Below are 11,579 nucleotides of genomic sequence, written 5' to 3' on the forward strand. Positions count from 1 at the left end.
GCCGGCGGTTACAATCCGCCCCATGACACGCCGCCGCCCTGCCTCGCGAAAACCCCGCCGGCCACCCGCTGCCACGACCGGCGGCCGGCTGCGCCTGATCGGCGGCGAGTTCCGGCGCCGTCAGCTGCCGGTCCTCGACCAGCCGGGCTTGCGCCCCACCCCCGACCGGGTACGCGAGACGCTGTTCAACTGGCTCGCCAGCGCCGTGCCCGGGGCACGAGCCCTCGATCTCTTCGCCGGTACCGGGGCGCTGGGCCTGGAGGCCCTTTCGCGAGGCGCACGACAGGCGGTATTCGTCGAGCGCAACGCCCGAGTGGCGCGCCAGCTCGCCGACAACCTCGCGGCACTCGCGGCCACCGATCGCGCGCGCCTGGTCAACGCCGAGGCCCAGGCCTTCCTCGCCGGCGATCCCACCCCCTTCTCGCTGGTGTTCCTCGACCCTCCCTTTCGCCACGGACTCGTCGGCGCCTGCTGCCACGCTCTCGAGGCCGGCTGGCTCACTGAGGCGGCACTGGTCTACGTGGAGACCGAGTCGTCGCTGGTCCCCGAGGTGCCCGCCAGCTGGCAACTGCACCGCGAGGTGCGTGCCGGCGACAGCACCGGGCGGCTTTATCGCCGGCATGCCGCGGGGTCGAGATCGAGCGACAGTGACGCTTGCTGAGCCCCGGGCAGGACGTTACGCTGCGCGCTGAAGGAATCCATCGGGCACGCCCCATCGCCGCATGTCGTCAGGAGAACAGGATGAGTAACGAACTCTTCAACCAGCTCGAGCAGAAGGTCACCAGTGCCGTGGAGGCCCTGGAATTGATGAAGATGGAAACCGAGGAGCTGCGCGAGGAAAACGCCCGCCTGAAGCAGGAGCGCGCGGAGTGGGAGCGTCGTCTCTCGGCCTTGCTGGGGAAGTTCGACGAGGTCGAGACGACCACCAGCAGCTGAGGCAGCCTCAGGCCAGCGGGAGCGACATCAATACGGCATCTTCCCGCCGCCCCCCCTGGTGCGCCGGGTAGTACCCTCGACGGCGGCCATCCTCGCAGAACGCCGCACGCCGATACAGGGCAAGCGCCGCCGCATTGCCCGCCCTGACCTCCAGCAGAACTCGCTCGCTGTGCCAGCCACGCGCCTGCTCTATCACCGCCGCCAGCAGGCGTAGCGCCACGCCCTGACGACGCGCCTCCCGGGCTACCAGCAGCGCCTGCAGCTCGGCCTCGAAGGGCAGCCGTACCACCACCGCATGGCCAAGCAGGCCTGCCTCGCCCGCGATGCCGAATACTCGGGTGTCGGAGTCGGCCAGCGCCGCCAGCAGCTGGTCCGGGGTCCAGGGATCGGGACCGGCGGCCTGCTCCAGTGCTGCGAGCCTCGTCAGATCGGCCGGCCCCAGCCGTCGCACCGCCTCAGACGGCCTCACGACCCGCCTGCCAGGCATCGCGCCAGCCGGCCATCCGTGGCCAGAGCGCCCGCTTGGCCTCGGCACTACCGGCCAGCTCGCCAAGCGCAGGCCCCTGCCAGGCCGGTAGCGCGAGCAACGAACAGTGACCGTCGGCGAGAGACAGCACCTCGTCGAGGGTCGCGTCCTCCCCAAACACCAGTAACCGCTCCGGCACCCAGCCGCGGCGCTGCCGGCCGGCGAGGAAGGCCTGAAGACCCTCGCGAGCCTCCTCCAGCGGCGATTCCACCGGCAGGCCTTCCACCTGGGGCCAGCGGAAGGCTTCGAAGGCTGGCCTCTGCTCGGGCACCACGCCGGCGGCCTGCAGCAGGTGGTTCAGCAGGCGCAGCTCCACGTTACCGGGCGGCGCTTCGCCAGGCAGCAGCACCAGCCAGCGACCATCCAGGCAGGCCACCTGCAGGGTGAAATGCAGCGCCTCCCCGCGGTGACGCACGGCGGCCGAACGCTGCACCTCGGGCGTGGCATCATCCTGCTCGCCGGGGGGCACCAGCTCGCCGAGCAGCGCACGGGCCTTGCCCGCCGCGGGCCGATGGCGCGCTTCCGGCTCGGCGGGGGCCGGGCGCGGGATGGCGGCCTGTGCCTGCGCAGCCTCGTCGAGCAATGCATGCAGACGCGCCCCGGGGGGGCGCGTTTCTGCCTGGGGCGTGGCGTCCTGCCACTCGCAGGCCGGCGTGGGACGTGCATTGGGCAAGCGATAACGGGCAGCCCAGGCCGTCAGGCCCATGGCCTCCAGATACTGCAGGCGCTGCGGCTCTGCGGTCACGACGCGCCGCCACCCCGGCAGTCGGGAGAGTCGGGGCGAGAGCGCCCACTGGCCTCCCACTCCTCGGGGGTAAAGAGGTGCAGCGCCAGGGCGTGGACGGAGCCGGCGAGCTCATCGGCGAGCAGCGCATAAATCTGCTGGTGCCGCTTGACCGGCATCAGCCCCGCAAAACGCGAAGAGACCAGGGTAACCTTGAAGTGGGTCTCGGAATTCGCGGGCACGTTGTGCCGATGGCTCTCGTTCTCTACCGCCAGGAAATCGGGCTCGAGGGCCCTGAGCTTGTCTTCGATGGTGGCCTGGGTGCTCATGTGGGATCCCGATACAGAGTGAGTGACCCCGCCATTGTACGCCTTCAGTCCGGGTCCGACGACGCCTGCGGGGGTGCGCGACGGCGTGCCTTGCGCTGGGCCTGCCCGGCCGGCGAGACCCGTCCCAGGCTCGCCACGAGCGACAGCACGCAGGCCCCCGCCCCAGCCCAGAGGGTCGCCTGAACCGGCGCCCCGGCGGCCAGAAAGGCCCCTACCAGGGCAACGCCCAGCGACTGTCCCACCGTGCGGGTGGTGCTCATCACGCCCGAGGCCCGGGAGCTTTGCTCGTGGGGCACGCTGGCCATCATCTCGCGGTTGTTGGGCGGCTGGAAGAGCCCGAAACCCAGCCCGCACAGCGCCGTACGCCACAGGCTATCCACCACGCCGGCCCCGGCATCGAGCCCGGCCAGGGCCATAAGGCCCAGTAGCAGCAGCACCAGGCCGGTGCTGGAGAGCAGGCTGGGATTGACCCGGTCGGCCAGCTGCCCGGCCACGGGTCCCACCAGCATGATCGCCAGCGGCCAGGGGGTGAACATCCAGGCGGTCTCCAGCGGGGTGAAGCCCATCTCCTGCTGATAGAGAAAGGAGAGCGCCACGAAGGCCAGGCCCTGACCGACGAAGGCCAGCCCCGAGGCCGAGACCGCCAGCGAGAAGCGTCGCTCGGCAAATAGCGCGAGCGGCAGCAGCGGGTGGCGGGCCCGGCGCTGTTGATGCAGGAAAAGCAAGGCACTGAGCAGGCTCAGGCCCAGCCAGGCGAGCACCTGCCAGGGCGGTGCGCCATGGCCGGCACCGTCGAGACCGAGGAAGAGTCCGGCCAGCATGGCCACCGAATACAGCGCTCCGCGCCAGTCGAAGCCCTCACGGCGCCACGCCTCCCGGGGTAGCATTCGCCAGGCCAGCCAGGCGGCGCACAGCCCCAGCGGCACATGCAGGGCGAATAGCCAGGGCCAGTTGGCCACGGAGAGCACCAGACCGCCAATGGTCGGACCCGCGGCGTAGCCACCCGCCACCACCAAGGCGGAGAGCCCCAGGGCGCTGCCCAGCAAGCGCGAGGGAAAGATCGAGCGGTAGAGCGAAGGACCGATGGACAGTGTCGCTGCCGCGCCAAGGCCCTGCAGGGCCCGGAACAGCAGCAGGGTCTCCAGGTTGGGAGCCAAGGCACTGCCCAGGGCCGCCAGGGTAAACAATGCCACACCGGCGGTATAGAGCCGACGGCGGCTGACCAGTTCGCTCAAGGCGGCAAAGACCAGCAGGAAGGCGGCACAGACGACCTGGAAGAGGTTGGTCACCCACACCACCCGAGAGGCGGATACCCCGAGGTCGGCCGCCATGGAGGGCAGCGCGATATTGACCATGGTGGTGTCGACCACCGCCATCAGGGTACCGAGGATCAGTGCAAGAACGGCCAGGCGCCGCTCGGGACCCGGCAGGCCATCGTCACCGGGCCGCGAATCGAAGAGTCGATTCATCCCATTTCCTTCCACTATACAGGGAGCGCAAAGAGCAAACCGGCCGAAGCCGGTTTGCGAGGATCCCTGGGGGCCAAAAGATCAGATCAGTCCTGATCCGTCTCCAGCAGCAGAGCGTCATCCACCTCGGAGATCTCCAGTGCTGTTTCGTCGTCGAGGTCGATCGCCAGGTAGCTGTGCTCGACCTGCAAAAAGCGCTGGAAGAGCGCCCAATCCAGGGGCTCGGGCCACTGGCGCTCGTCCTCTTCCCAGGCGCGCAGCTCGGTCTTGAGGATCTCGAGGTAGCGCTCGCGCACGAAAGCCGCCAGGGCCTCGGGCGCGTCCATCTCGGGGATCAAGTAGACGGTGCTTTCGCGTTCGACGTCGGCCAGGGTCAGGTCATCGCCCTCCATCGTGGGTTCGAGCGCGTTGATCCAGTCCACGAAGTGCCGGGTCGGCCTGACGCTCAGGGCGGAGCGGTTGAGCAGTTTCATCGCGGTCTCCTCGACATCGAAACGCTGACCATTATGGGCGCTCGCGGCGCCCCTTACCAACACTTCCGACCTCGCCGTGGCCGCCCGTCCCGATCACTCCGCCTGGGGGCGCATCGCCGGGAAGAGCAGCACGTCGCGGATCGAGGCGCTGTCGGTAAGCAGCATCACCAGCCGGTCGATACCGATGCCCTCGCCGGCGGTGGGCGGCAGGCCGACCTCCAAGGCCCGCACATAGTCGGCGTCGTAGTACATCGCCTCCAGGTCACCGGCGTCCTTCTCCGCGGCCTGGGCGCGGAAACGCGCGGCCTGGTCCTCGGCATCGTTGAGCTCCGAGAAGCCGTTGGCGATCTCGCGGCCACCGACGAAGAACTCGAAGCGCTCGGTGACGAAGGGGTTGGCATCCTTGCGCCGCGCCAGCGGGCTCACCTCGGTGGGGTACTCGGTGATGAAGGTGGGCTGCTCGAGGCGATGCTCCACGGTCTTTTCGAAGATCTCGACCTGCACCTTGCCCAGCCCCCAGCCATCCTTGACCTCGATGTCCAGGCGCTCGGCGATCTGGCGCGCGGCGGCCTCGTCCGCCAGGGCCTCGGCATGGATCTCCGGATTGAACTCGAGGATGGCATCGAACACCGTGATACGCCGCAGCGGGCGGCCGAAGTCGTACTCGAAGCTCTCAAGTACCTCGCCCTCGCCGTTGCACACGGTATTCACCACTCTGGTAGTGCCCAGCACCTTGTGGGTCACGCTACGCAACATCTCCTCGGTAAGGTCCATCAGATCGTTGTGATTGGCATAGGCCTGATAGAACTCGATCATGGTGAACTCGGGATTGTGGCGGGTGGAGAGGCCCTCATTGCGGAAGTTGCGGTTGATCTCGAAGACCCGCTCGAAGCCGCCCACCACCAGGCGCTTGAGGTAGAGCTCGGGGGCGATGCGCAGGTACATGTCGATATCCAGCGCATTGTGGTGGGTGACGAAGGGACGCGCCGTGGCACCGCCGGGAATTGGCTGCAGCATGGGGGTCTCCACCTCCATGAAGCCGCGATCCTCGAAGAATCGCCGCATGGCGCTGATCACCCCGGCGCGGGTCTCGAACACCCTGCGCGAATCGGGGTTCATGATCAGGTCGACGTAGCGCTGGCGATAGCGTGCCTCCATGTCGGTGAGGCCATGGAACTTGTCGGGCAGCGGGCGCAGGCTCTTGGTCAGCAGCCTGGCTTCCTCCATCATCACGTAAAGATCGCCCTTGCCCGACTTGTGTACCGGGCCACGTGCCGCCACGATATCGCCGATGTCCCAGCCCTTGACGTCCTCCAGCACCGCGGCTGGCAATCCCTTCTTGTCGACATAGAGCTGGATCGTCCCGGAGGGGTCCTGGATGACGATGAAGGGGCCGCGCTTGCGCATGATCCGCCCTGACACGGCGGCGCGGCGGTTTAAGGCCTCCAGGTCGGCCTTGTCACGCTCGCCCAGCTCGTCGCTCAATTCAGCCGCCAGGCTGTCGCGGCGAAAGTCGTTGGGAAAGGCACTCGCGCCCCGCGCGGCCGCCTGCTCGCGCCGCTCGGCCAGCTTGGCCCGGCGCTCGGCGATCAGGCGGTTTTCGTCGTTCTGCGGGCTGTTCTGTGATGGGCTATCCGGAGAAGAGCTTTGGTTCGCCATTTCGCTACCTGGTAAAGAAAGAGTGGGCTATGGGCTGCGAGCCACGAGCGGGCTGATAATCCCTCGCGCCCGTGGCTCGAAGTTCGGGGCTACAGCCCCTGCTTGAGGCTGGCCTCGATGAACTGATCGATATCCCCATCCAGCACCTTCTCGCAGTTGCTTGACTGCACACCGGTGCGCAGGTCCTTGATGCGCTGATCATCCAGCACATAAGAGCGGATCTGGCTGCCCCAGCCGATATCAGCCTTGGCGTCCTCGGCTTCCTGCTTGGCGGCGTTGCGCTTGTGCATCTCGTGTTCCCACAGCTTCGCCTTGAGCTGCTTCATGGCGAAGTCGCGGTTGGCGTGCTGGCTACGCTGGCTCTGGCAGGCCACCACGATGCCGGTGGGCTCGTGAGTGATGCGCACCGCCGAGTCGGTGGTGTTGACGTGCTGCCCGCCAGCCCCGCTGGAGCGGTAGGTATCGGTGCGCAGGTCCGCAGGATTGATTTCGACCTCGAAGCTGTCATCCACCTCCGGCGACAGGAATACCGAGGCGAACGAAGTATGCCGGCGACCGCCGGAGTCGAAGGGGCTCTTGCGGACCAGACGATGCACGCCGGTTTCAGTGCGCAGCCAGCCGAAGGCGTACTCTCCCTGGATATGCACGGTAGCCGACTTGATGCCCGCCACCTCGCCGGCGGAGACCTCGATGATCTCGGCCTTGAAACCGTGGTGCTCGGCCCAGCGCAAGTACATGCGCAACAGCATGTTGGCCCAGTCCTGGGCCTCGGTGCCGCCGGAACCGGCCTGGATGTCGAGATAGGCGTTATTCTGGTCCATCGGGCCTGAGAACATGCGCCGGAATTCGAGTGTCTCGAGGCTTGCCTGCATGCTCTCGAGTTCCTTCTGGACCTCGGCGACGGTGCCCGCGTCCTCCTCCATCTCGGCGAGTTCGAGCAGGTCGCGGCTGTCGCCCAGCCCCTGGTCGAGTTCGTCGATGGTGGCCACGATGGCCTCCAGCGTCGCGCGCTCCTTGCCGAGCTTCTGGGCATGCTCCGGGTCGCTCCAGACGTCGGGATCCTCGAGCTCGCGGGTGACTTCCTCTAGCCGATCCTTCTTCTCGGCATAGTCAAAGATACCCCCTCAGGACGTCTGTCCGCTCGGACAGGTCCTTGATCAGGTGGTGAAGCGGGTTGGTTTCCAGCATGGGGCTCATCCGAGTCTGCGATACAACGATGGCCGCTGGGGCACAGGCTCGACGCGCGGGCCCCGACGGCACGGAAAAGGCGTCTATTGTAGCGAAAGTGCCGCCCTGCCGCATCCACCCCCATGCCGACGGCGGGGCTATCGCCGTTGGCCCTGACAAGGGGCGCCGGGGACAGGTCGAAACGCTCGTTGAGCTGTGTCTTTGCGGCAAAACCTGGCACTGCAGCCGACTAGCCCCCTCCCGCGAGCCCCCGCTATCGTAGCTGAGAAGCGGGGAGACACCGGTGGGGTAGGCTTCGGCCTCCTGCCTCTCGAAATTGAATCGAGATAGGCCACTCCGCCGACAACCTGGCTGCCATTATAGGTGTAGGGATCCACCCCCTGCAGGCGGCAGGTGGTCAGCAGGCTCTGCAGGATACCGACATGCTCGGCGCCGACATCGCTCCAGCAGAACATCCAGTTTTTTTACCCATGGGAATGCAGCGCAGGCCACGCTCCAAGTGGTTGGTGTCGATCGGCACGTCGGGGTCGGACAGGAACACATCCAGGCTGCGTTGCCGCTTCAGCGCGTACTCGACGGCTTTGCGCAGGGGGTGGCCAGGTTCCATGTCCCCGCGGTTGATCTGGTGATCGCACCATTGCCAGAAGGCTTTGACCCGCGGTTCGCTGTAGTCGGTACGCGCCTGCCGCTTGTCGGGCCCTTCGCGGCCTTTTTCGCGGATCCAGGTTTCCATCGCATAGATGCCGGCGATGTGCAGCAGGGCTTCATCGGCTGCCGGGTCGCTCTCTCGGGCCTTCTCGAAGTGTCGGCGCGTGTGCGCCCAGCATTCCGCATGGGTGATGCCTGGCTTTTTCTCGACATAGCGGGCGTAGGAGGCGTTGCCGTCGGTCAGCAGCACGCCCTCGAAGTGCTCGCCCAGCACCTTGTCGATATGTGCCTTGGCCCGCGACGGGGAGAAGGTGAAGCTGATCTCGTCGTGGTCGCCGTACAGCGGCCAGAACCACGCCTCCTTCATCTTGCCCTTGGCCTTGCGGCCGGCCTTGATCGGCGTCTCGTCCATGGCCAGACCTGGCTTTCCAGCACGTGGTCGAGCTGGGCGAGATGGATCGGTGAGAGCAGCGCCGCGGCGCGGGCGACCTGCTGGGTCAGCGTAGTCCGGCTGAGCGGGATACCGGCCTGCAGCAGGCGTTGGTGCTGGCGATAGAGCGGCAGGTGGCAGCAGAACGTGTCGACCAGCATGCCGGCGATGAAGCTGACATCGGCCAGCGAGCCATCGAACAGCGTGGGCGGCGCCGAGGTGGCCTGGGGAGCGGCCTCCTTACTGACCTTGATCACCGGGCAGCGGTACTCCAGAAGCTGGCCCGGCGTTGGGCCAGGCGAAAGGTACTGCGCGTGGTGATCACCTCGCCGTCGTCCATTGAGACGCCATCAGGCAGGTCCGGCGCCACCTCGATGACCTTGACCAGCACCGTGTCATCGAAGCGCAGACCGGTATCGTTGACGGCATTCTGGCGTGCCTTGCGCCGCGGTGTCTTGTCGGGTGGGGGCTCTTGATCGAGCTCGGGAGGCGGCGCTACCGGCAGGTCTTCCCTGCTGTTGAGCAGGCTCTGCTGAATCGCCGGGTCGATCTCCAGCAACCGTTCGGACGTGCGGCCGAACAGCAGCCGCTTGAACCCGTCGAGCTGTCGCTGGAGTGACGCATTCTCTGCCCTGAGCGCCGCCATATCGACCAGGGATTGTTGATATTTGTGTTCCAGAGACAGCGCCGTCATGAGGCGATATTTCCTGATGAATCAGGCTGATATTTTACCTCATCGTCAGGCCGATGACACCTTGGGATGCCAATGTTTGCGGCGTTTCGTGACCACCAGATCCAGTCCTTCGATCAAGGCCTCGAACTCGGCATGACTGAGGGAAATGGCCTGGCCCGCGTGCGGGGAAAACGCGGCAAACTGGCCGCGCTCCAGACGCTTGCTCCACACGCAGTAGCCACCTGCCTGGAAGTACAAACACTTGAGCTGGGTGCGCCGTCAGTTGATGAAGAGAAAACCATAACCACTCAGCGGGTTCTGTCCCAGCTGTCGCCTTACCATGGCCGCCAGGCCGTCATAGGAGCGTCGCATATCGGTGGGCTGGGTGCACAGCCAGAGTTGGACGGGCGGCCTCAACGTCGGCCTCGGCGGAAACTGTAGTGGAATAGTGAATCTGGCCACCTGATTTTGAGTGTATGATCACTCACAGAGCAAGTTAGGTGGATACGATGACGAAGAAGAGAAACTTCAGCTCGGAATTCCGCCTGGAGGCAGCCCAGCTTGTGGTTGACCAAGGCTACACAGTAACAGCGGCCTGCGATGCCATGGGGGTTGGCAAGTCAACGAAGGAATATTGGGTGCGCAGGCTTCGAGCCGAGCGGTCAGGCAAGACACCACAAAGGCAAGACATCACAAAAAGGTGAGGCGCTGAGCCCGGAACAGCGTGAGATTCAGGAACTGAAGCGCAGGCTGCGACGGGTGGAGGAAGAGAAGGAAATATTAAAAAAGCTACCGCTATCTTAATGTCGGGCCCCTGAACAATTCTAGATAATAGAGCGACTTGAAGAGAGCTATGCGGTGCAGCATCTGTGTGAGGTGTTTGGGGTGAATCGCAGTAGCGACCGGGCTTGGCGTGATCGGGACAGAAGGCCCTGTGAGACAGAGTAGAAGCTGCTGGATCAAGTTGTCGAGGTGCATGCCGCCAGTAACGGTTCTGCCGGAGCTCGCAGTATTGCCAAGATGGTGACGCAGGCTGGAATGCCACTGAGCCGGTGCCGTGCCGCCCGTCCACGCCTACAAGAAGGCGGGTCAGTCGCATCTGGATATCCCGAACCTTCTTGATCGCAAGTCCGATGTAAAGGCACCCAATCGGGTCTGGACTGGCGATATTATCTACATCTGGGCAGGGACAGGCTGGGCTTACCTGGCAGAGGTTATCGATCTATTTTCCCGTAAACCCGTGGACTGGGCGCTGTTGTCAACCCCGATTAGAACTGTCCGCCTTATACCGATCTAAGGTGTACGGTTATTACCGATGGATGGCCAGTCCGATCAGTTCTCGGCCTCGGATGCTTCCGGGCCTTCGATATGCCCGCCTACGTTCATGAGCGGCATATCACCTGGGTGGGCGTGCCAGTGTGGCGCACCCCAAGTTCAACTGGGTCAACACTCTGCTCGGTAACGTCAAGAACACGAGCACGGGCACGCACCATGCCATCCGCGGCAAAAACGAGACTGCCGGCATTTACCTGAAGAAACACCACGAGGTGCTGCCCATCAGCCGTAGCTACCCGCTCCTATTGGATCAGAAATGATACTGGGTGGACAACACAAAACCATCTCCCAGTTTGATGGGGTTTTGCCCGGCCTCCAATCCGTCGTAGATATTGTCCGACCCGTTATTGAGATAGATGGCTTGCAAAGTGAGTTTGGGTGTCGGCAACCAGGCCAAGGCAATATCGTACATTCGTGAAGTTTTCATCTCCCGTCCGAGACGATCCTCGCCCACATCGCTGGAATCTGCGTATTCAGCACCCAAAGCCATATGCCCTGGCACGAATTTTGGGGTAGGCAGACCTATGGCGAGGGACGCGAAATAGGGGTTATCCCAATCATTGCCGAAACCGTCGACACCCATGAGATAGCCCTTCGTCCAACGCATGCCGACATTGAGGGTAACCGGCAATGGTAGGCCCACGTTATCGTAGAAGGTTTCAGTAAGTGCAACATAGTAATCATCACCACTATCATCCGGGTAGAGCCGCGAACCGCCAAGACCAGGGACAGCATCCGGGATCTTTGTGGCATTATCGGTGTCCTTGTGCATGTAGCCCACTGCAAAAGCCGGAGTCAATGCGCCAAACTGCCCGGGCTGAATTACCTGCAATTTGGCAGTGATCGTGTTGAAATTGACTGAACCCTCTCCGGTCGCCTTGCTGGCATCCACATCACTATGGCTGAGCCCCACCTCAAAGCGGTTGAAGAAAGACATTTGAGCCGATTCGGCGGTCCAGGTAAGGTCGGAGTCAGAAAGATTCACGTACCATAGGCCGACTTGCGGCATACCGACCACGGAAGACCCATTCAGTCCTTCACCGGGCTTGGCTATCGGATTGGCGATTTCAGCGCTTGGATTGATACCGCCACCGTATAGTGGACCCTGAAATCCAGACACTGGTTTAAGCTATCGCCTGGCCGATTTCGAAGGGATCGATGATGTCGAATCAGAAACGCAACACCCACT

13 protein-coding genes and 3 pseudogenes are annotated in these 11,579 nt (G+C 64.4%); 5 read left to right on the forward strand and 11 right to left on the reverse strand.

What is annotated here, in order from left to right; all coding sequences use genetic code 11:
• Positions 1-22 precede the first annotated feature (22 nt).
• The gene (gene rsmD, locus DFO68_RS10385; RefSeq protein ID WP_133483591.1) at positions 23-661 is read left to right on the forward strand and encodes a 16S rRNA (guanine(966)-N(2))-methyltransferase RsmD; all 639 of its coding nucleotides are present in this window, start codon (positions 23-25) and stop codon (positions 659-661) included.
• A gap of 80 nt (positions 662-741) precedes the next feature.
• The gene (locus DFO68_RS10390; RefSeq protein ID WP_133483592.1) at positions 742-936 is read left to right on the forward strand and encodes a cell division protein ZapB; all 195 of its coding nucleotides are present in this window, start codon (positions 742-744) and stop codon (positions 934-936) included.
• 7 nt (positions 937-943) lie between these two features.
• Here the strand turns inward: DFO68_RS10390 and DFO68_RS10395 are convergent, their stop codons facing one another.
• From DFO68_RS10395 to tnpB, 10 genes and pseudogenes are all read right to left on the reverse strand, one after another.
• Positions 944-1,405 carry a GNAT family N-acetyltransferase gene (locus DFO68_RS10395; RefSeq protein WP_243726482.1) on the reverse strand — a complete coding sequence of 154 codons (462 nt, stop codon included), beginning with the start codon at positions 1,403-1,405 and terminating at the stop codon, positions 944-946.
• Positions 1,392-2,207: a hypothetical protein gene (locus DFO68_RS10400; RefSeq protein ID WP_243726483.1), complete on the reverse strand. Its 816-nt coding sequence runs from the start codon at positions 2,205-2,207 to the stop codon at positions 1,392-1,394. Before DFO68_RS10400 ends, DFO68_RS10395 begins: the two co-directional genes overlap by 14 nt.
• Complete coding sequence (locus DFO68_RS10405) at positions 2,204-2,515, reverse strand: BolA family protein (RefSeq protein WP_133483594.1); 312 nt, start codon at positions 2,513-2,515, stop codon at positions 2,204-2,206. The genes DFO68_RS10400 and DFO68_RS10405 overlap by 4 nt, the downstream gene beginning before the upstream one ends.
• A 44-nt stretch (positions 2,516-2,559) precedes the next feature.
• A complete protein-coding gene (locus tag DFO68_RS10410; protein WP_133483595.1) occupies positions 2,560-3,984 on the reverse strand; it encodes an MFS transporter in 1,425 nt (474 codons plus the stop codon).
• A gap of 86 nt (positions 3,985-4,070) precedes the next feature.
• The gene (locus DFO68_RS10415) at positions 4,071-4,457 is read right to left on the reverse strand and encodes a hypothetical protein (RefSeq protein ID WP_133483596.1); all 387 of its coding nucleotides are present in this window, start codon (positions 4,455-4,457) and stop codon (positions 4,071-4,073) included.
• Between the two features lie 93 nt (positions 4,458-4,550).
• On the reverse strand, positions 4,551-6,116 hold the full coding sequence (lysS, locus tag DFO68_RS10420) for a lysine--tRNA ligase (RefSeq protein ID WP_133483597.1): 1,566 nt from the start codon (positions 6,114-6,116) through the stop codon (positions 4,551-4,553).
• A gap of 89 nt (positions 6,117-6,205) precedes the next feature.
• Positions 6,206-7,304, reverse strand: a protein-coding gene (prfB, locus tag DFO68_RS10425; protein WP_133483598.1) for a peptide chain release factor 2 whose coding sequence is annotated in 2 segments (ribosomal slippage) — positions 6,206-7,228 and positions 7,230-7,304 — 1,098 coding nt in all. Because the reading frame shifts where the segments join, the coding sequence is not laid out codon by codon here.
• A 397-nt stretch (positions 7,305-7,701) separates the two neighbouring features.
• Positions 7,702-8,543, reverse strand: a pseudogene (gene tnpC, locus DFO68_RS10430) (IS66 family transposase).
• A 92-nt stretch (positions 8,544-8,635) separates the two neighbouring features.
• On the reverse strand, positions 8,636-9,076 hold the full coding sequence (locus tag DFO68_RS10440; RefSeq protein WP_133483601.1) for a hypothetical protein: 441 nt from the start codon (positions 9,074-9,076) through the stop codon (positions 8,636-8,638).
• A gap of 45 nt (positions 9,077-9,121) precedes the next feature.
• Positions 9,122-9,517 (reverse strand): annotated as a pseudogene (gene tnpB, locus DFO68_RS10445) (IS66 family insertion sequence element accessory protein TnpB).
• A gap of 47 nt (positions 9,518-9,564) precedes the next feature.
• Between tnpB and DFO68_RS10455 the strand changes: the two are divergent.
• The 3 genes and pseudogenes from DFO68_RS10455 to DFO68_RS10460 all read left to right on the forward strand — a co-directional run.
• Positions 9,565-9,759, forward strand: a complete 195-nt coding sequence (locus DFO68_RS10455; RefSeq protein WP_133483604.1) for a transposase — start codon at positions 9,565-9,567, stop codon at positions 9,757-9,759.
• Between the two features lie 353 nt (positions 9,760-10,112).
• Positions 10,113-10,352, forward strand: a complete 240-nt coding sequence (locus DFO68_RS16060) for a DDE-type integrase/transposase/recombinase (protein WP_373191230.1) — start codon at positions 10,113-10,115, stop codon at positions 10,350-10,352.
• A 44-nt stretch (positions 10,353-10,396) separates the two neighbouring features.
• A pseudogene (locus DFO68_RS10460) lies at positions 10,397-10,566 on the forward strand (transposase); the annotation flags it as partial.
• A gap of 74 nt (positions 10,567-10,640) precedes the next feature.
• Here DFO68_RS10460 and DFO68_RS10465 read toward each other — a convergent pair.
• The gene (locus DFO68_RS10465) at positions 10,641-11,510 is read right to left on the reverse strand and encodes a DUF3034 family protein (RefSeq protein ID WP_133483605.1); all 870 of its coding nucleotides are present in this window, start codon (positions 11,508-11,510) and stop codon (positions 10,641-10,643) included.
• Positions 11,511-11,579: the final 69 nt, after the last annotated feature.

The sequence above is a fragment of the Halomonas ventosae genome (assembly GCF_004361885.1).
Classification (GTDB): domain Bacteria; phylum Pseudomonadota; class Gammaproteobacteria; order Pseudomonadales; family Halomonadaceae; genus Halomonas; species Halomonas ventosae_C.